At 43.6% G+C, this 18,431-nt stretch carries 23 protein-coding genes; 2 read left to right on the forward strand and 21 right to left on the reverse strand.

The annotated features are described in order from the left end of the window. Positions 1–107: 107 nt before the first annotated feature. The 9 genes from plsY to ACYQ3Q_RS17990 all read right to left on the reverse strand — a co-directional run bounded on the left by plsY (position 108) and on the right by ACYQ3Q_RS17990 (position 9,722). A complete protein-coding gene (gene plsY, locus ACYQ3Q_RS17950) occupies positions 108–692 on the reverse strand; it encodes a glycerol-3-phosphate 1-O-acyltransferase PlsY (protein ID WP_459929895.1) in 585 nt (194 codons plus the stop codon). Positions 693–695: 3 nt separating this feature from the next. After that, positions 696–2,033 carry a ribosome biogenesis GTPase Der gene (der, locus tag ACYQ3Q_RS17955; RefSeq protein WP_459929896.1) on the reverse strand — a complete coding sequence of 446 codons (1,338 nt, stop codon included), beginning with the start codon at positions 2,031–2,033 and terminating at the stop codon, positions 696–698. Continuing rightward, a complete protein-coding gene (locus ACYQ3Q_RS17960; RefSeq protein ID WP_459929897.1) occupies positions 2,026–3,354 on the reverse strand; it encodes a DUF512 domain-containing protein in 1,329 nt (442 codons plus the stop codon). The genes der and ACYQ3Q_RS17960 overlap by 8 nt, the downstream gene beginning before the upstream one ends. Before the next feature lie 195 nt (positions 3,355–3,549). Then, entirely contained in the window at positions 3,550–4,170 is a 621-nt protein-coding gene (locus ACYQ3Q_RS17965; protein ID WP_459929898.1) for a hypothetical protein, read from the reverse strand. A 43-nt stretch (positions 4,171–4,213) separates the two neighbouring features. Next, on the reverse strand, positions 4,214–5,380 hold the full coding sequence (gene ftsW / locus ACYQ3Q_RS17970; protein WP_459929899.1) for a putative lipid II flippase FtsW: 1,167 nt from the start codon (positions 5,378–5,380) through the stop codon (positions 4,214–4,216). A 109-nt stretch (positions 5,381–5,489) separates the two neighbouring features. Next, positions 5,490–7,478, reverse strand: coding sequence for a bifunctional 4-hydroxy-3-methylbut-2-enyl diphosphate reductase/30S ribosomal protein S1 (locus tag ACYQ3Q_RS17975; RefSeq protein ID WP_459929900.1), 1,989 nt, complete (start codon positions 7,476–7,478; stop codon positions 5,490–5,492). A 224-nt stretch (positions 7,479–7,702) separates the two neighbouring features. After that, on the reverse strand, positions 7,703–8,299 hold the full coding sequence (locus ACYQ3Q_RS17980) for a lysophospholipid acyltransferase family protein (RefSeq protein WP_034141484.1): 597 nt from the start codon (positions 8,297–8,299) through the stop codon (positions 7,703–7,705). Next, positions 8,296–8,979, reverse strand: coding sequence for a (d)CMP kinase (gene cmk, locus ACYQ3Q_RS17985; RefSeq protein WP_459929901.1), 684 nt, complete (start codon positions 8,977–8,979; stop codon positions 8,296–8,298). The genes ACYQ3Q_RS17980 and cmk overlap by 4 nt, the downstream gene beginning before the upstream one ends. Positions 8,980–8,993: 14 nt before the next feature. Further along, complete coding sequence (locus ACYQ3Q_RS17990) at positions 8,994–9,722, reverse strand: CPBP family intramembrane glutamic endopeptidase (protein ID WP_459929902.1); 729 nt, start codon at positions 9,720–9,722, stop codon at positions 8,994–8,996. 74 nt (positions 9,723–9,796) lie between these two features. On the opposite strand from ACYQ3Q_RS17990, the gene ACYQ3Q_RS17995 reads away from it, so the two are divergent. After that, positions 9,797–10,039, forward strand: coding sequence for a hypothetical protein (locus tag ACYQ3Q_RS17995; protein WP_459929903.1), 243 nt, complete (start codon positions 9,797–9,799; stop codon positions 10,037–10,039). A 22-nt stretch (positions 10,040–10,061) separates the two neighbouring features. Here the strand turns inward: ACYQ3Q_RS17995 and ACYQ3Q_RS18000 are convergent, their stop codons facing one another. After that, positions 10,062–10,715 carry an HAD hydrolase-like protein gene (locus ACYQ3Q_RS18000; RefSeq protein ID WP_459929904.1) on the reverse strand — a complete coding sequence of 218 codons (654 nt, stop codon included), beginning with the start codon at positions 10,713–10,715 and terminating at the stop codon, positions 10,062–10,064. Positions 10,716–10,806: 91 nt separating this feature from the next. Between ACYQ3Q_RS18000 and ACYQ3Q_RS18005 the strand changes: the two genes are divergently transcribed. Then, positions 10,807–10,971 (forward strand): hypothetical protein, encoded by a 165-nt coding sequence (locus tag ACYQ3Q_RS18005; RefSeq protein WP_459929905.1) that lies wholly within the window; start codon positions 10,807–10,809, stop codon positions 10,969–10,971. Positions 10,972–11,023: 52 nt separating this feature from the next. Here the strand turns inward: ACYQ3Q_RS18005 and ACYQ3Q_RS18010 are convergent, their stop codons facing one another. The 11 genes from ACYQ3Q_RS18010 to ACYQ3Q_RS18060 all read right to left on the reverse strand — a co-directional run bounded on the left by ACYQ3Q_RS18010 (position 11,024) and on the right by ACYQ3Q_RS18060 (position 18,137). After that, positions 11,024–11,365 (reverse strand): hypothetical protein, encoded by a 342-nt coding sequence (locus ACYQ3Q_RS18010; RefSeq protein WP_459929906.1) that lies wholly within the window; start codon positions 11,363–11,365, stop codon positions 11,024–11,026. A gap of 262 nt (positions 11,366–11,627) precedes the next feature. Further along, positions 11,628–12,035: a PaaI family thioesterase gene (locus ACYQ3Q_RS18015; protein WP_459929907.1), complete on the reverse strand. Its 408-nt coding sequence runs from the start codon at positions 12,033–12,035 to the stop codon at positions 11,628–11,630. A 55-nt stretch (positions 12,036–12,090) separates the two neighbouring features. After that, complete coding sequence (locus ACYQ3Q_RS18020; RefSeq protein ID WP_459929908.1) at positions 12,091–12,615, reverse strand: carboxymuconolactone decarboxylase family protein; 525 nt, start codon at positions 12,613–12,615, stop codon at positions 12,091–12,093. Between the two features lie 202 nt (positions 12,616–12,817). Then, complete coding sequence (locus ACYQ3Q_RS18025) at positions 12,818–13,345, reverse strand: 2-oxoacid:acceptor oxidoreductase family protein (protein ID WP_459929909.1); 528 nt, start codon at positions 13,343–13,345, stop codon at positions 12,818–12,820. Next, positions 13,346–14,176 carry a 2-oxoacid:ferredoxin oxidoreductase subunit beta gene (locus ACYQ3Q_RS18030; protein WP_459929910.1) on the reverse strand — a complete coding sequence of 277 codons (831 nt, stop codon included), beginning with the start codon at positions 14,174–14,176 and terminating at the stop codon, positions 13,346–13,348. It lies immediately after the preceding gene. Next, positions 14,176–15,318, reverse strand: coding sequence for a 2-oxoacid:acceptor oxidoreductase subunit alpha (locus ACYQ3Q_RS18035; protein ID WP_459929911.1), 1,143 nt, complete (start codon positions 15,316–15,318; stop codon positions 14,176–14,178). Before ACYQ3Q_RS18035 ends, ACYQ3Q_RS18030 begins: the two co-directional genes overlap by 1 nt. Then, a complete protein-coding gene (locus ACYQ3Q_RS18040; RefSeq protein WP_459929912.1) occupies positions 15,315–15,518 on the reverse strand; it encodes a 4Fe-4S dicluster domain-containing protein in 204 nt (67 codons plus the stop codon). The genes ACYQ3Q_RS18035 and ACYQ3Q_RS18040 overlap by 4 nt, the downstream gene beginning before the upstream one ends. 38 nt (positions 15,519–15,556) lie before the next feature. Next, the gene (locus tag ACYQ3Q_RS18045; protein ID WP_459929913.1) at positions 15,557–16,798 is read right to left on the reverse strand and encodes a Glu/Leu/Phe/Val family dehydrogenase; all 1,242 of its coding nucleotides are present in this window, start codon (positions 16,796–16,798) and stop codon (positions 15,557–15,559) included. 158 nt (positions 16,799–16,956) lie between these two features. Continuing rightward, the gene (locus ACYQ3Q_RS18050; RefSeq protein ID WP_459930044.1) at positions 16,957–17,076 is read right to left on the reverse strand and encodes a TAXI family TRAP transporter solute-binding subunit; all 120 of its coding nucleotides are present in this window, start codon (positions 17,074–17,076) and stop codon (positions 16,957–16,959) included. Beyond that, positions 17,070–17,192, reverse strand: a complete 123-nt coding sequence (locus tag ACYQ3Q_RS18055; RefSeq protein WP_459929914.1) for a hypothetical protein — start codon at positions 17,190–17,192, stop codon at positions 17,070–17,072. Before ACYQ3Q_RS18055 ends, ACYQ3Q_RS18050 begins: the two co-directional genes overlap by 7 nt. Positions 17,193–17,369: 177 nt before the next feature. Beyond that, positions 17,370–18,137, reverse strand: a complete 768-nt coding sequence (locus ACYQ3Q_RS18060) for an IclR family transcriptional regulator (RefSeq protein WP_459929915.1) — start codon at positions 18,135–18,137, stop codon at positions 17,370–17,372. Positions 18,138–18,431: the final 294 nt, after the last annotated feature.

Here is an 18,431-nt window from a genome sequence, read left to right on the forward strand (position 1 = left end):
TGAACTTCGGACTTCCGTTTCGGACTTCGTGCCTCTGGCTTCCGACCTCAAACTTAGGACTTGGTCCTTGGTCTTTCGTGCATCGTGCATCGTGCCTCGTGCCTCGATTATTTGTCTCCAAATCGATGTTCTGTTCCATTGATGACTCGTTTAATATTACTCCGGTGAAGGTAGATCACAGCTGAAGCGGCAACCAAGCCAAAAACTCGATACGCAAACGGTTCCTGAAAAACAAAAACAGTGATAGCGACCGCAAGAGCACCGCTAACGGAACCCATCGATACAAAACGTGTAATGACCACGACTAACAAGAAAAGTGCAATCGCCACAAACATGACTTTGGGCATAAGGACTGTAATAATTCCAAATCCTGCGGCGACTCCTTTGCCACTAGGGCGGAACTTGAATAAGGGATTCCAGCTATGAGCTGTCATCACTAGAAACCCACCAATTATTCCTCCCCATGGTCCGTAGGCCCAATAACCAAGGAAAGCAGCCAAGGCCCCTTTTAAAAAATCTCCGAGCAGCACTAAAATGCCCAGTTTAACCCCCAAAAGGCGAAAGGCGTTCGTCGTGCCGATATTCCCGCTGCCATGCCGACGTACGTCTATCCCTTTGAGTTGGCCTGCTAAATAGGCAAAAGGTATGGCTCCCAAGCTATACGCTAAGATAAAAATTAGGTAGCGTGGCATGGTTTAATCCTTCTCTTTCTCTTCATCTTTTTGTCGAACGACAATTCGGATCGGAGTACCCTCGAACCCGAAATGTTTTCGCATCTGATTCTCTAAATATCGTTTATAAGAAAAATGCATCAATTCTGGATCATTCACAAAGAACACAAACGTGGGCGGCTTTACTCCTACTTGAGTAAGGTATCTTACTTTTAAGCGCCTTCCTTTATCGGAGGGAGGGGGATTGAGATGAACCCACTCTCTCAGCAAGGTATTCAAGGTTGCCGTTGTCACGCGAGTAGAATTTTGTTCGACTACGAAATCCACAAGGTCCAAGATTTTATTAACCCTTTGTCCTGTTAAGGCGGAAATGAACATGGTTGGTGCATACTGCATAAAGCCTAATTCTTCGCGAATTGTCTTTTCAAATTTATTTATGGTCTTCTCATCTTTTTCCACGAGATCCCATTTGTTGACCACTAAAATAATTGCTTTACCTGCTTCATGTGCATACCCAGCAATCTTTTTGTCCTGTTCTGTAACACCATCGACTGCATCGATAAGCATAAGAATCACGTCAGAGCGATCGACTGCCCGAAGAGATCGCACAACACTATATTGCTCTGTTAGCTCATCAATACGAGATTTACGGCGCATCCCTGCCGTATCAATTAGGACGTAATGCTTCCCATCTTGTTCAAACGGCGTATCAATGGCATCCCGGGTTGTTCCTGGTATGTTACTGACAATAACTCTGTTTTTGCCTAGCATCGTATTGACCAAGGACGATTTCCCAACGTTCGGACGTCCGATCACAGAAATTCTTATAACATCGGGGTCATACTCGTCTTCATCATTCTCCGGGAAATTAGCTATGACCATATCGAGTAAATCCCCGGTATTCATACCATGTACAGCAGAAATAGGGATTGCATCCCCTAACCCTAAGCTTAAAAAGTCATAGAGTTGCCCTTCTATCTTTTCGAAGTTTTCTACTTTATTCGCTGCCAGCAAGACAGGCTTTCCCGACCGACGTAGTGTTCTAGCAATCATATCATCATCTGGGGTCGTCGATATCTGAGCATCTACGACAAAAATAATGACATCCGCTTCTTCCATGGCAATTTCCGCCTGTCTGCGCATCTGGGCCGGGATGGGTGTCCCCTCATCCTTAAATTCTATTCCCCCAGTATCAATTAAGGCAAATTTCCGTCCCAGCCATTCTGCATCTCGATACAGTCGATCTCTTGTCACTCCAGGCATATTTTCAACAATGGCCACAAGACCGCCCGTAATGCGGTTAAATAAGGTAGACTTTCCGACATTCGGCCGTCCGACAATAGCTACTACAGGTTTACTCAAATCGTCCCACCTCCAAAGAATCCCCAATTAGATGTTCTAAGAATACTACGCCATGATTTTCAACAATACTAGCCTTGCCATTGACCTTTTCTTCTAACCACTTAACATCATGATCATCCAGAAAGAGATCTTCATCAGCCTTGAGCATTACACGAGGGATAAAAAAATCTTCCCCTGATAAATCCTCCAATTGATGGGCGATATCTTGGGCCGTTAATAATCCCGCAGCCGTCACAGTTGTTCCAAAAAAGTCATTGCGTATCCCATGTACTGATAACTTCAAACCCTTGATTCGAGCCATTAAGCGCTGACTCCATAATTCAAAAAAGCCCTGAGCAGAGGTCCCCGTTATAAGATGGATATGGCGTTCGGCTAACTGATTCGGTAAAAGCTCCCAAACCGATTCCAGCTCAGTTATAAATTTACGGGCCATCCCCACACCGTTTTCAAGTTGTGGAAAATCATCATAAACAGCAAAATTCGGAAATTCCCGACCAGCCAAAACATAAAATTCATCTGCATAATAGACAAGATGCCGGCCCGTCAAGGAAAGGAATTTCTTTTGCCACAACTCCGCTTCTAACACAATCTGACCAGCCTCAGCCGAAGTGAATCCACGCAAGCTTGTAAGGTGTTCACGGTAGCGGGTTAACCCCACTGGAACCACAGCGATGGACTGTATAGCTGGATAAAGTCCCCCTAGCTGTCCGATAGTTTCAGCCAAAACGTCACCATCGTTATGATCCGGAACCACCACCACTTGAGCATGGACAGCAATTCCGGCTTCAGCAAAGCGTTTGATTTGCTCTGGCAACTTTCCGGCCTGAGGGTTTCTCATCATACGTGTACGTACTTCCGGGTTCCAAGCGTGGACGGAAACATAAAGCGGGCTGAGATGAAGGGCAATGATCCTCTCAATTTCTTCCTCACTCAAATTTGAAAGAGTAATAAAGCTTCCTTGAGTTAGAGATAAGCGGTAATCATCGTCTTTATCGTAAAGCGACGACCTCATTCCTTTTGGCATTTGAGCCACAAAACAAAATGTGCAATTATTGCGACAAGTTTTCAGCCCTTCAGAACTCATTTCCACTTGGAGACCTAGGAATTCTCCTGGAGCTTTCTCAATCTCGACCTCCCACTGCTCACCGTTCTTCTTCTCGATAAGCAGGATGAACTCGTCCTCGGATATGCCAAACTGAAAGTCAATAAGATCGTTCAGTTTTTCTTCGTTGACTTCAAGAACACGGTCCCCGACTTCAATCTCCATTTCTTCAGCAATACTACCTGTATGGACGGCTGTGACCACAAGCCCGTTCGACAAACTATTCATCCTCCTGACAATTCAGATCAGGGCCTATTTCCTACTAATCAGAAAGTATAACTTCGTTGTATACTTTCTGAAGCATAAGTGCAACTAAGGCGGCCGCCTTCGCCAAGGCTTGGCGCCAGCCAAGTTTTCTTTACAGCCTCAATCGTTTACAAGTATACTACATATCAAACCCGCCTGCTACTGAAGTTAATGCTCCTCCCGAGGTTCGTAAGCACTGACACTGCTTGTAGACAATTTATCAGCGGTCGCCTTTTTCAGTTTCCGTTCAACATAAGACTGCCAACCCAGACGTAAACCAGCCCAAAGCACGAAGAACCAGACACCAAAATTCCAAACAAATTCGTCGGGTAAGTCGGCATGTCTGACGATACCATCATAAGTAAAACGCACAAAGGCTTGATTTATGAGTAAGCTTCCTGCTAAGGCGGCTGCCGTTCCCCAAAAGGATTTTGCACTCAGCCAAGCGACTATAACTAGTATTAACGAGAAAATGCCTGATCCATAAGGCAAAACCCCTGGTTCATTGACTTGAAATAAGGTTTCTAGGCAGACTACTAGGCTGGTAACTATAAGAGGCAGAATCCGTCGCTCAGTCCGCTGCAGCGCCCATACCCAAAAGACTAAGATAACCATCAGACGTGCAAAGTTCCAATTCCAGGGCATCGAGGCGGGAAGGATGAATTCCAACCATTTTCCAATGATCCAGGCCATTGTCAACCCAAGAAAAAAATGCCGAGAAGCTCTTTTTTCTACCCGAGTTTCAAGGGTTAAGAATAGAATTACCCATTCTCCATAGGGAAATAACACATAACTCCCACCTTACGACGGATATTTCTCCTATTATCCCCGTTTAGAAGGAGTTTACACCGCGATGTTTGGGTGGGCTCTTGACCATCATAAGCTTGGGTATCTTCTTTCGATATCGAGTTATATTCAAGATTAGACCGAGTTTGACCAGCGTGATGACCAGTGAGTTCCCGCCATAAGAGATCAGAGGTAGGGTAATCCCTGTTACTGGGAGTACTCCGGTAACCACCGATAAGTTGACAGTCGTCTGAATAGCTAACGTGGATATCAATCCAAAGCCCAATAACCGTCCGAAGCGATCTGGGCATCCACTAATGACATGATAAGCTCGTGCATACAACGCAATAAAGAGGAATAGTAAAAATACAGTACCGATTAAGCCCAGTTCTTCTCCTACAATGGCAAAGATCATATCTGTATGGTTTTCAGGCAGGAAGCCATATTTTTGCAGACTTCGTCCCAAACCAACGCCGAACAGACCGCCCGAGCCGAAGGCAATCTCAGCATTCGTAATCTGATATCCTAAATACATAGCATCTTTCCAGGGGTCTAGCCAGACCAAAATTCGGTTCCATTGGTATTCTGTATTGTAAATCATATATAAGAGCGGTACGCCAAGCGTCGGTACAGCAGCAGCAAACCAAAATGTCGGCAGTTCCGTCTGTAACAGCATGACGGTACAGGTTAGTGCTAAGACCATCGTTGTCCCTAAATCTGGTTGTTTATAGACAAGGGCCAAAACAAGAAGGGTAATCGGTATGAGGATACCTAAGGGGATACGCCAATCTTGGCCCCGCTTAATTGGATAGCGATCTAAAATATGGGCATAAAAAAGCACCAAGGCAAGTTTAGCAACTTCTGAAGGTTGAACTGTAAATCCCAAAATTTTAATCCACCGGGCTGAACCACCCGCTTGGATCCCAGCATCAGTAAAGATGATTGCAACCAGTAAGATCATACTTATGATGACGCCTAATCCGGCAAGCCGCCGCAAAAAAGTATAAGGGATTATCATGGCTACCAGCGCGAAAAAAGAACCTACAATCGCCCACTTTAATTGTTGAGTAACATAAAAGTACGAATTGTCCGTGGCGTTAAATCCTCTTACAGCACCCGCGCTAAGAATCATAATTAATCCGAAAGCTAAAAGTGCCAGGGTTAAGAATAATATGGGGAAATCAATCGGCAGATCTAGTTTTCGCTTAGCCATTAAAATCCCCTTTCTTTAATAGAGAAACTTGGTTTTTGCCAAAATGACTTCCTGCGCCGTAGAACAGGAAGTCAATAATACCTCGATTTAACAACACCCGTATAAGAGCTTACTCTACTTGGTTTTCCAAGTGGAAAGCCTTTCCTAGGGCATCTCCTATGGTTACCGGTTGGATTTCAGCTTGTCCCGCTAAAGCCTGAGTATCATTGGCCTGAGCGGAGTCTGCAATCGCTTCCCTGATACTTAAGCTTATCCTTTTCTCCTCTGGTTTACACTGAATGACTTTAGCAGTCACTGTATCCCCGACTTTAAGCACATCTTCGACTTTATTAACCCGTTGATCTGACAATTGGGAAATATGAACCAATCCGTCCATACCTTCACCGAGGGCCACAAATGCGCCAAAAGTAGCGATACGTACGACTTTGCCCTGAATGATAGCTCCCACTGGATAATTTACAGCCGCTTGACCCCATGGACTCTCTTTAAGTTGTTTAAGACCCAAGGCTAATTTTCCGGTTTGATGATCTAATCTTAAGACTTGGACTTCAACCTCGTCCCCAATCGCCAGCAATTCTGACGGGTGCTTAATCCGCGTGTAAGCCATATCCGAAATATGCAGCAGGCCATCCATCCCACCGATATCGACAAAGACACCAAAGTCCGTCATCCGCTTGACTGTGCCTGACACTACTTCACCCTCTTTGAGGGTTTCCAGTAATTGTTGGCGTTTGATTGCTTGTTCTTCTTCCAAAATGATTTTCTGGGAAAGAACTACTTTCCTTTTCGATGAATCAAATTCTATTAATCTTAAGCGTAACGTTTGCCCTAAAAACTGATTTAGATCTTCCACATATCCCAACTGGATTTGAGAAGCTGGAACAAACCCTCGCAGTCCCACATCAACTACTAACCCGCCCTTGACAACTTCAACGACTTTAGCTTGGATTTCTTCTTTAGTTTCTGCGACTTTCTCTAAACGTTCGTGAGCCCCCTCTTCATCTGCTTTCCGTTTGGAAAGAACGGTATGTCCTTCCTCATTTTCCACACGAATCACGACTGCACTTACGGTATCCCCAATCGCTACAACGTCCTCTAGGTTAGTTTGCCGGATAGAAAACTCACTGATAGGGATGACTCCCTCGCATTTCCAACCAATATCGACGAAGATTTCCTCTCTTGTCATTTTAACGACAGTACCGGTAACCCGCGAACCAAGCTGGATTTCTTGTAAATTTTCTAGCCAACTATCCATATTCATTTCATTTTCATTCATTTCAGACATTTTTTTATAAACCTCCTCAATGATCCAATCCGGTGTAGAAGCCCCCGCCGTTAAACCGGCACTTTCGACTTCGCTAAACCAAGTAGTTTTCAATTCCTCTGCAGTTTCAATAAGGTATGTTTTTGTGCGTTCTGCGCAGATGCTCGCCAGTTTTCGAGTATTTGCGCTATCTCGCCCACCCACAACAACCATAATATCAACAGTCTCTGCTAACTCTCGAGCCACTTTTTGTCGTTCAGCTGTTGCGTTACAGATCGTGTTGTGAACGGTTATATCACCCGTATGGAGTTTCAACTCTTCGACTATCCTGATAAAATTTTCCGCAAGTTGGGTCGTCTGAGCTAAAACAGCTAAATGTGAATAATATTGAAGTTCTTTGGCCTCTTCGACCGTTTGGATGGGAATGGCCTGTTCTCCAGCCCACCCTAATATTCCTTGGACCTCAGGATGATGTTTATCTCCCATGACAATCACTTGTCGCCCTAACTTAGCTGACTCGGCAGCCAATCGTTGTGCTTTCTGGACAAAAGGGCACGTGGCATCGACCACGCGGACACCTCTATTCTCAGCACCCTGATAAACACTAGGTGCTACACCATGGGAGCGAATAATCAGGGCTTGATCAGAGGTTACGTCACTCAGATCATCGACTACACGAATACCACGTTCTGACAAGCGTTTTACGACCTGCTGATTATGAATAAGGGGCCCGAGTGAAACTGCCTTTGAAGTTTCTGCTGTTCGTTCTGCCATTTCTAAGGCACGTTTCACACCAAAACAGAACCCAGCTTTTGCCGCCATCTTGACTTTCAAAACGAAGAACCTCCTATTAATGAAAGAGAACACACCTGCTGAAGTAAAAGCTGTTCTTCGGGACAGGAATATCCCCAACAAAGTACAGAACTAATTCTCTATTCTACTCCAAAATTCCTGCCATATTTCTGAGATTATTAAGGAAAGGGGACACACCTGCTGAAGTAATAGTTGTTCATCGGGACAGGAATGTCCCCAACAAAGTGGAAAGGGGACACCCAACACTATTTGGCTTTGGGTAATTCGATCATTGCTTGCATAATGCGATCCGCAATCCATTCACGGCGGTTTTCTACCCCTTCAGGAGCCTTCAGCATTTGAGCAGTCAAGGGCTTACCGATTACAACCCCAATTTTGCCCCACCCTTTAGTCATTAAGTTTGCTGTCCCGTAAACCTTTACCGGGACAACAGAAGCTTGACTCTTTTCCATGAGCAGGACCATTCCCGGCATTCCTTTTTGAATCTCTCCTGTCTTTGAACGAGTTCCTTCAGGAAAAAGACCTAAGATGCGCCCTTGCTTTAAGATTGCTAAAGATTGACGGATGGCATTCATATCTCCCTGCCCTCGTTTGACTGGAAAAGCGCCAAGTTTGGAAAAAATCGTCCCCAAAATCGGAATGGAAAATAGTTCTTCTTTGGCCATGAAGGAGACTTGACGGGGTAGGCTGCAAGCTGCCAGAACTGGATCCCAAATGCTTACATGGTTAATGGCTAAAATTACGGGTCCACTCAAAGGCAAGTTCTCCGCCCCTTCTACTTTCCACCCCATAACACGAAACTGCAGGCGAAACATCCTCTTCGCAAAACTATAAAGCGTCATGATTCAACCTCCTGAGTCAACTTAAGAATTTCCGCTACCAGTTCTTCCACACTTAAACCCGTTGTATCGAGAATAATTGCATCTTGAGCAGGCCTTAACGGTGAAACCTCTCTCTCACTATCTGAACGGTCACGTTTCAGCATATCTTGAGCGACTTCATCGTAAGCTACAACTTTCCCGGCCTTCGTGAGTTCTATCCACCGTCGTCTTGCCCGTTCCTCAGGAGTCGCTGTTAAGAAAATTTTATAATCAGCGTCTGGCAGGACGTGTGTACCGATATCACGACCATCCATAACCACGCCTCCGCGCCCAGCCTCCAGGCGTTGAAGTTCCACTAAACGATCTCTTACCCCTTGATAGGCAGCCACAATCGAAACCGCCCGTGAAATTTCGGGGTTGCGTATAGCTTGAGTGATATTCTCGCCATCACACCAAACAATTCTCTCGTCCGAATGATCGAGCACAACTTCCGTAGTTTTTGCTATTTGACTTACCCTAGCTTCGTCGTCTATTGACGCCCCGCTTTTCAGCACCTTATAAGCGATGGCCCGATACATAGCACCAGTATCTACATAGAAAAGCCGTAATTGCTTTGCTACAATCTTGGCAACCGTACTTTTTCCCGCACCAGCAGGGCCATCGATCGCAATTTGCAATGCCTGTTGTTGCCTTTGCTCCATTTATTCTGCTCCTTTTACTCAATCATTAATTTTGCAGCTATCAGTGTGGCCACGGTATTATTTAAGGCATGTAATGCAACGGGCGGATAGAGGGATTTAAACTTAGTATACAAGACTATGAGTACGAGTCCTAAGACGAAGCGTGGGAAAAATCCGTAAACTTGGAAATGGAGAGCGGAAAAAATAACCGCACTAATCGTTGCTGCTGTCCATTTCCCGAAATACGCTTGCAGACTGCCAAAAATCACTCCCCGGAATAAGGTTTCTTCCACAATCGGTGCTAATATCCCTGCTAACAGCAAGTTAAGCAGTAATGTATAACCCGTGGCCTGTCCTAATAACTTCGAATAAACATCTGTTTCAGGAGGAGTTAACCCATAATTGTATAGGACAACGGCATAACTGATATTGATAACCCAAGAGAAAAAGTATAGTCCTATGACACTATAAAAATACTTTCTGATAGGAACAGCCTTCCACCCAAAATCAGACCATTCCCAGTGGCGAATTCTTTTCAGAAGTAAAATTAGAAGTGCAAAGGCGAGCTGAGTCATAAAGGCATTCAGATATATTAAAGCTCGTTCAAGTGGCCATCGATCCATTAACCAGATAGTCCCAAAGGATAATAAGACATAGATACAGATAACCCCGCCCAAAACCAGCACCAGATCAATCCAACTTAAATTTCGCTGATTAAGAAGGAACTCACTCCGGACTACCTTAGATTCTGATTCTTCGTCCAATTTGCTACCTCCTTCTTTTAAACACATATTTCTTTCATTTATATCTCAGACTAATTGGAAGGGAGGAATTCGTTATGTCTTCGGAAACAACTCTGCAAGTCTATCATCATCATCTTAAAATTCCCATCGAAACCTATTTCAATACAGTTGCCGATTTCTTAGATCCATGGGATGAGCGAGCCTATCAGTTTGTTGTCCATCGCCACCTAGAAGAAACGAACGATCAAGGTATTGTAGGAATGGTTCGTCAAGAAAAGGACGAGAAGTTTGTTTATTTAGATGCTGCAGTCCGTTACCCGGTTACAACTGAGAATTAAACAGGATGATCAGTGAACACGTTCAGCCGATCAATAGCGCCTCTAAGTCTTTGACACTTTGGACGATAAAATCAGGGTTTGCATTCTGCAATTCTTCAACTGTTCCATACCCATATCCTACTGAAATACTCTCAATCTGATTGGCTCTTGCCCCCTGAACATCAAATCTTCGGTCCCCGATCATCACCGTTTTCGAGCGTAAGTCAGAGGGTACATTTTTCAGCACTTCCCCAATCAGAACTTCCTTCTCCACAAATTGACCATTCAACTCGCTGCCCATGATAACACTAAAGTAGGAATCTATTGAGAAATGGTGAAGAATTTGCTCTGCAAAAACTCTCGGTTTTGAGGTCGCCAACAGATTCCTGCAACCCTTTTCTTTTAACCGGGACAGTAACTCGGGTATACCAGGATAAACAATATTTTCATAGAGACCTATTTCTTTGTAGCGCTCCCTATACAACTTGATAGCACGATCTAGAAGCGCTTCCTCTGTCGTTTGAAGCAAGATTTTAAAGCTCTCTCTTAAGGGCGGCCCGATAATCCAATCTAGATCATCTACCTTCGGAAGGGGATAATCTAACCGACTTAGAGCGTACTGAACAGAGAGCGTAATTCCTACCTTTGGATCTGTCAACGTACCATCTAAGTCCCAAAGCAATACATTATAACGCACAAAACCCCTCCAACCTAAATTTCCTTAAATTTCCTGAATGAATTCAACGCAATAAGGTCACTCTATAACGAAATGAAAGGAGGAACTATTCATGTTCTATCAGCACAAGCATTACCCTTATCACGGTTTACTCTTTTTTATGAGTCTTGTTGCCGCTTTCTTACTCGGACGGAAATCCGAAAAGTATGGCTTTACAATTATATCACGCGGGTGTGACTGTGCTTATGATGATGACTCCGCTGATGAAATGATCTAATTACAACTCAAGTTCTAATTTCAACTCAAGCTCCGAGGCTTCCCTCGGAGTTTTAATAATGTTTTAGTGATCGAAGTAAACAATGTTCGAATAAAGCCTCTAGTTTGCCAGCTGATGGATGACCAAACCGCCGGTAAAGTGACAATACTCGCCAAGGCGTTGACCATCCGAAAACTGTTTGCAGTAAACGGTGATTCCGCCAAGCCTTATGGAAATGCGCAATTTTACTGATATCTCCCTTGCAAACACCTTGCTCAATCAGACGCTTAAAAACCGCTCGTCCAGTTACACCCGATTTACGCCAGAGTTGCATTAAACTTGATGGATAATCCATCCGTTGATCGTTCTTTAACCAAAGATCGATGGCAGTTTCCAGTAAGCGATGTCGAAACACAGCTTTATCCCGTTCTTCACCACTCTCAAGCTTATTCTCCCCCTATAAAAATATCCTATGAAAAGTATGACTTAACTATTATATATCACGCGAGTACTACTGTTCAATGACGACGACCTGAGAGCCGAGCAATCCGCCAATGTTCAATGGGCTCTGTTCAGAAGAAAAGAAGTAATGGTAAAATGCCTCACTTGCATTTCGCCATTACTCCCTAATCCTTTGTTGCTTCACAGAAACATTTTTCGTACAACGGTTAATTCAGCTACTTATTAGTGTTGTCAATCGGTTTTACAATGTATGTAACAATGCCAATGGCCACAATATTAGCAAGATTGTCTAAGACTTCGACCGTTGTGACCATGAGCTGTTTTCCTTTTTTCACAATCTTAGCATAGACAAATATATCTGAGTCAACTACAGGTAACAAATAATTTACTTTTAATTCTACAGTCGACACTGCAAAATCCCTTCCAACATGCTCATTTACAACTACTGCTCCAGCGGCGTCCACGGCCATTGAGATAATTCCCCCATGCATAGCTCCATACACTTGCCGTAGATTGTTCGTATTTATAACGTGCACACCAGGATGCCCTTCCGAATTACGTACTATTTCCATACCAATGTGTTTCCAAACGTTTCCTGCCTCAAGTAAATTTAGATCTACCATGGTTTCCTCCTGTCGTTGCTATAATACTATAGATACAAATCTTAGCATTTGGAAATTAACCCTCTATTTCCACCCCAGTGTTTTCTAGAAATTGGGCCACCATATTATAAAAGCCTATAGTAAGAGTTAGTTCTACTAATTCTTGTTGGCTGAGAAACTGGGATAGCTCCTCAAATACCTCGGGACTAGCTTTCACATTAGCAGTAACCTCCTCAGTGTATCTGATAATGGCCCGCTCTTGATCATTAAATACTGAACGATCAAGGGGATCTAGCCTAAGGGCTTCTATGTGCTGTTCCGACACGCCAACCTGCCTAGCCATTATTTCGTGTTGGTACCACTCATACCTTGAATTACATAACTTGGCTATCCGGAGGATAACTATTTCTCGTAGGCGGGCATCAAGTTTTGCTTGGGTTAGTAGAGAATTTCCTAAACGCATAAAATGACGTACACTATTTTCCGCGTGAGCCATCATTCTATTGATGTTTAAGCCGCTTAGTTGGGATTTTCCTCCTGTAATCATATTACGAGTCTTATCCGGCATTTCCTCCAAAGACAGCAGGGACAATTTTGGCATAGAATCTCTCCTCCTTGTTTTCTTCGAACCTCCGTCTTATTCTCGAAGTTTCATCATTTAATTATAACCCGTATACGTTGTTAGATGGGACCCGTACAGAAACATTTTGAATATTTAGACACATTATTCTTAAAATTAGAACATAAAAAGCTGAGAATTACAGCTTTTTTTGTTCTAATTCCTTACCGAAATCAGGTCCCCTTTAATCAATCTCCTTATACCCTAGTTCCAATGCCTTTAAATTAATTGCTAAAATCTTACCCGGCAATGAATCTTCTAAAACCTTTGTAAGACTTTCCTTGGAAACCACTGGGCAAAGCTTTAATACACTTCCTAAAAACAAGGAATTAATCGTTTTAGGATTTCCTAGATCTATAGCTTTAGCGCTAAATGGATACCCCACATCATGGACTCGTTGACTGCTTTTTACAACATCTTGGTCATAAAGGATTGTGCATTCATTCGATACAATATTGCTATAGCGATCGTATCCACCTTGACTAAGGGCTAATACTAGGTCCGGCTGATCACACTTTGGAAAATAGATGTCTTCACCACTAATAATAACCTCAGATTGAGAATATCCTCCCCGTGACTGAATCCCATATGTTTGAGTTTGCACGGCTTTTTTTCCTTCTAACACAGCGGCCTTGGCTAAGGTTACGCCACCTAGAATTAACCCTTGACCGCCTGTACCCGCTAAGACGATCTGCCACGTTTTCCCTGCCATCTACTCTCTCCCCCCTGCTGTTTGGCTGACACTATTTATCCGCCGATAGTTGGTATAAAAGTCGGGTCTTTCCTTTTTAACTAACGTTCCTATGGCAAAACGCTTAGCTTGTTCTTCGCTGGACATTTCCTGAAATTTAGAGGCAGCTACTGAATTCTCCTTTAGCCACTTTAACATATTCACGGCACTGGGTTGACTATTGAATCGCCCAAAATACGTCGGGCAAGGGCTAATAACTTCTATTAGACTGAAGCCTTTATGAGTAATAGCCTCTTTAATTAGATTTTTCAGGGCCCCTACGTGATAGGCTGTAGTCCTAGCTACGAAATTAGCCCCTGCAGCTTCTGCAAGAAGACACACATCAAACCCGGGTTCAGGCGTTCCCAGTGGAGAAGTCGTGGTTTTGCTTTCCAATGGAGTAGTAGCCGAATACTGTCCTCCGGTCATACCATAGTTGTAATTGTTGGCAACGATGGCGGTAAGGTCAATATTCCGTCGAGCCCCATGAATAAAATGGTTTCCTCCGATGGTGACGGCATCTCCATCCCCCATTAAGGTAACCACTGTTAGGTCGGGGTTTCCTAACTTAATTCCTGTCGCAAAGGCTAGGGCCCGGCCGTGGGTTCCATGAAAGGCTTGGGTAGACATATAATCATCCGCTTTCCCCCAGCAACCGATCCCTGTTACGGTAACGACATCCTTCGGGGCGAGGTCTAGCTCAACGAGAGCTTCCGTGTAAGCACGTAAGATGATACCATCTCCACAGCCCGGACACCACATATGGGGGAGTCTGCTTTTATCTAGATAATCCTGATAACGTCGTGCTACCATTATTTTAACACCTCCTGAATTCGTTCCAGGATCTGTGAGGGTAGAATGATTTCACCATCGATGCGCGAAAGTGGATAAACAGGCGTCTTAAATGAATTGAGGCGCTCTACCTCCAAAACCACTTGCCCTAGGTTGAGTTCCGGTACAATCACGGCTTTGGCCTTCTTAAGGACTTCTATGACTTGTTGATCGGCAAAAGGCCATTGAGTGATAAGTCTAAGGAGGTTTACGGAGAGTCCTTCTTTTTGAGCATTGATCACGGCTTGTTTTGCTGAACGGGAGACGACTCCATAAGCAATAATGGTAACCTCTGCGTCTTCAGGCCCAAACCTTTCAACCTGAACTATATCCGCCTTATTGGTTTCTATCTTACGGTGTAAACGCCGCACTAAATTATCCGCTGTTTTAGGGGCATTATGTGAATAACCCGATTCATCATGACAAGAACTACTAATGTGCACAATATATTCAGTTCCATAAGGAGGAATAGCGGGTATATCATCGTCACCTGTAGTATAGGGTTTATATCCTTCAACTGGGTCCGTTGGTAGTTTACGATTGATAATTTCTAATTTCTCCAGTTCAGGAATTGTCAGGCTCTCTCTCATATGGCCTATAACTTCATCACCCAAAAGGATAACCGGGATCCGATACTTTTCTGCTAAATTAAAGGCCCGGACCGTTAAATCATAGCATTCTTGGACGGAAGCGGGGCTCAAGGCAATAATCGGATGATCTCCGTGGGTGCCCCAACGAGCCTGCATCACATCTCCTTGTGCAGGACGCGTGGCAAGGGCTGTGCTCGGTCCGTTTCTCTGAATGTTAATCACAACAATGGGAACTTCAGAATAGATGGCCATCCCTAGATTCTCCTGCATTAGGGAGAATCCTGGGCCACTGGTCGCCGTAAACGATTTTTTACCTGCAGCTGAAGCACCAATGATCGTGGCAATGCTCCCTATTTCGTCTTCCATCTGAAGGAAAATACCCTCAACTTGTGGTAATAATTCAGCTGAAAGCTCAGCGATTTCAGAGGAAGGTGTAATTGGATAACCCCCGTAAAATCTGGCCCCAGCATCAATGGCCCCATATACGCAAGCTTCATTGCCTTGCATGAATTGTACTCCAAGTGGTCTGATCACGTTAACACCTCCAAGGATATGGCGAAATCAGGGCAGCGCAGATCGCACAAGCGGCAATAGGTGCATTTTTCTGGAAAGCTTACTTCCGGCGAACCGTCCTTAATCAAGGAAAAAACCTGTTGCGGACAGAAAGCGTGACAGATGCCGCAACGTTTGCAATAAAAATAGTCGATATTAATCTTTACGTTCAAAGTCACCATGTCTTCCTCCTTCTAGGTAGTCTTATTTACTTCTATAATTAAACCCAGCCACGAGCCTTCATCGCTTCAACAACTGTGCCAATTGCTTTTACCCAGCACGCCTGACGCATTGAAATATTTCTTTCAGTATGCAAGGCATAGATTTCGCCAAACACCTTATGGATTATTTTCTCAAGCTTTGAGTTTACTTCCTCTTCACTCCAACTATCATTATTTAAGTTCTGCACTCTTTCGAAATGAGCCACTTGAGTACCCCCGGAATTAGCCCAAATATCCGGAGCAATAAAGATCCCTTTACGGATAAAAATTTCTTCCGCTTCCGGAGTGGTAGGACCATTAGCTCCTTCAATTAAAAACTTTGCTATAATTTGATCTGCATTTTCTTTAGTAAGCACATTTTGAACCGCACAAGGAGCTAGAATATCACATTCCAATTCCAGCATTTCTTCATTAGCAATTTCTTGCGCATTAGGGTAACCCCGAAGACTGCCAGTACGCTCTACATAGGCATGGACATCAAAGATATCTAATCCAGTCGATTTGAATATGGCTGTGGATACATCGCTGACCGATAAAACCTTTACACCGTCCTCTTGGTACAGCTTTGCTAAATGCCAACCGACTTTGCCAAATCCCTGGATCACAGCTGTTAAATTTTGCATCTCTAATCCCTTGGCATGCACTAATTCCCTAGTAGCAAACAATAGACCTCGGCTTGTTGCTTCGGCCCGTCCTTTAGACCCTCCCAGGGCCATAACTTTTCCACTGATACCCCCAGCCTCGTGATGCATATTCATCGTTTCCCATTCATCCAACATCCAGCTCTGAGTCTGAGCCGAGGTGCCGATGTCAGCCCCTGGAAAGTCCTTCCACGCCCCTATAGTCGGCCCAATCTTGCGAATATATCCTCGGCAAACGCGCTCTAATTCCCCTTGGGAAAGAGTTAGTGAATCAACGACAACGCCCCCTTTGGCACCTCCATTAGGAATTTCGTTTAAGGCGTTTTTCAAGGTCATCCAGAGTGACAAGGCCTTTACATCCTCGGGTGTTTCATCGAGATGAAAACGTGTTCCTCCTCGGGTCGGTCCTAGAGCAGCGTTATGCTGAAAACGGAAACCGGTGAAGATTCTAGTGATTCCATCGTCCATCTTAACTGGAAATTTTACAGTTAACTGTGACATGGGTTCCTTAAAAATTTCGTACACGTGGTCCTCTAATTTCATATACTCGGCTACATTACTCAATACTTCTAAGGCTACCTCATAGGCATTCTTTTTCATGTTAGTTAAACCTCTCTCTTAAGAATAACTTAACTGGTTCTTTTTGGTTACGTCTTATCCATATTGATTTACCCATTACTGAGGGCGGCCTTTCGGACGCCCTGTTCAACCGGCTTTCCACCATCACTCATTAGCGATTGATCTTAATATTATGTTCTTTATTTCATAGCGCCTTTTTCTTTATAATATTTCGCTGCGCCTGGATGTATAGGAACTGAGAAGCCATTCACAGCCGTCTTGAGATCAATGGACTTGCCTTTTTCGTGGACTTTTACAATGTCATCCTTTTTGTCAAGCTAGCGGGGGCGGTACTTCCACAGCCTGTTAACCCAATACTTAATAGTAAACCCAACGTTAAAACTACTGCCGTTATTTTTTTAGACTTCTTAATCATAAACTTACCTCCTCATGATTTTTAATAAGATGGGATACTATTTATAGGGCTTCCGCCTGCCTCTCGCTTCACCCCCCTTCATTAAGCCATAATGGCTAATGGCGATCTTAGATACTTGCTATGAATTACAACATTGCCTCCCTAAGTACTCCCAAACGGTTTATACACATAAGTCACCTACTTTTCTTTATGTTCATATCCGTTGAGCGTAGAAATTTCCAACGCAGCGCTAATAATCGAATCTCTGTATCTATCAATATAACTCGGCACAGCCCTTGATGTTGGAAAGGATATCGCTATACAGGCTACTATTTTTCCTGCCCGATCTCTGATAGGAGCGGAAAGACAAGCACTTCCAGGATGGTACTCCCCTTCGCTATACGTATAACCTTTTTCTTTAGCCTCTCTGATCTTTACCCTTAACACTAAGGGATCTACAATTGTGTTTTCCGTATACGGTACTAATTGAACCTTCTCAAGGTATTCATCAATTTCTTCATCCGATAAAGACGTTAAAAGCATCAGGGAATCGGCTCCAATATGAAGTGGCGACCGTTGACCAATTTCAACAAATGTACGTACCTGTTCCAGTCCCTGAAACGATTCTATACAGACCCGTTCCCACCCATCTCTGACATCTATATAGACTGTCTCACTCAGGAGATCACGAAGTCTGTGCAGCACCGGTGTAGCTATGTCACGCAGGACAAGACTTTCCTGGACAATACTAGCCAGGTGAAGAAACTTCAATCCTAAAGTGTACCGTTTCGTATCAGAACTTTTTTTGAGGTAACCTAACCCCGCCAATGTTCCAATAATCCTGCTAACCGTAGGACGGGGTAACCCTAGATCCTGACTCAATTCTGTAACACTATACTCCTTCTTTCTATGAGAAAACTTTTCTAGTATAGCAAAGGCTTTTTCGATGGATTGAATTTCTTTCAAATTAAAAGCTCCTTTCGTTTCGCCACTGGAAACATATATAAAAAATTAGATATTGTAAATTATGGATTATGTTTAATTAATGGTCACATCGTGAACGTACAATCCATAGAGTGGTCAATTCAATTTTACTTTATTCTGAATATTCTTGTCAAACACTTTTTTTAATAAAAATCTTCCTTCTGGTAAAATCCTTTAAACAGTAATGGCGAAATGCTTACATGCATTTCGCCATTACTTTAAAAGTTACTTTATTTAATTTGTTTTCGCACAACCTTGATTATAGCAATAGATTTC

The sequence above is a fragment of the Desulfosporosinus burensis genome, from assembly GCF_054657535.1.

Excerpts from the sequence above, each read along its gene's own strand:
- plsY (WP_459929895.1), bottom strand. The coding sequence starts at position 692 with ATGCCACGCTACCTAATTTTTATCTTAGCGTATAGCTTGGGAGCCATA.
- ftsW (WP_459929899.1), bottom strand. The coding sequence starts at position 5,380 with ATGGCTAAGCGAAAACTAGATCTGCCGATTGATTTCCCCATATTATTC.
- ACYQ3Q_RS17980 (WP_034141484.1), bottom strand. The coding sequence starts at position 8,299 with ATGACGCTTTATAGTTTTGCGAAGAGGATGTTTCGCCTGCAGTTTCGT.
- cmk (WP_459929901.1), bottom strand. The coding sequence starts at position 8,979 with ATGGAGCAAAGGCAACAACAGGCATTGCAAATTGCGATCGATGGCCCT.
- ACYQ3Q_RS17995 (WP_459929903.1), top strand. The coding sequence starts at position 9,797 with ATGTCTTCGGAAACAACTCTGCAAGTCTATCATCATCATCTTAAAATT.
- ACYQ3Q_RS18005 (WP_459929905.1), top strand. The coding sequence starts at position 10,807 with ATGTTCTATCAGCACAAGCATTACCCTTATCACGGTTTACTCTTTTTT.
- ACYQ3Q_RS18015 (WP_459929907.1), bottom strand. The coding sequence starts at position 12,035 with ATGGTAGATCTAAATTTACTTGAGGCAGGAAACGTTTGGAAACACATT.
- ACYQ3Q_RS18020 (WP_459929908.1), bottom strand. The coding sequence starts at position 12,615 with ATGCCAAAATTGTCCCTGCTGTCTTTGGAGGAAATGCCGGATAAGACT.
- ACYQ3Q_RS18025 (WP_459929909.1), bottom strand. The coding sequence starts at position 13,345 with ATGGCAGGGAAAACGTGGCAGATCGTCTTAGCGGGTACAGGCGGTCAA.
- ACYQ3Q_RS18030 (WP_459929910.1), bottom strand. The coding sequence starts at position 14,176 with ATGGTAGCACGACGTTATCAGGATTATCTAGATAAAAGCAGACTCCCC.
- ACYQ3Q_RS18040 (WP_459929912.1), bottom strand. The coding sequence starts at position 15,518 with ATGGTGACTTTGAACGTAAAGATTAATATCGACTATTTTTATTGCAAA.
- ACYQ3Q_RS18045 (WP_459929913.1), bottom strand. The coding sequence starts at position 16,798 with ATGAAAAAGAATGCCTATGAGGTAGCCTTAGAAGTATTGAGTAATGTA.
- ACYQ3Q_RS18055 (WP_459929914.1), bottom strand. The coding sequence starts at position 17,192 with ATGATTAAGAAGTCTAAAAAAATAACGGCAGTAGTTTTAACGTTGGGT.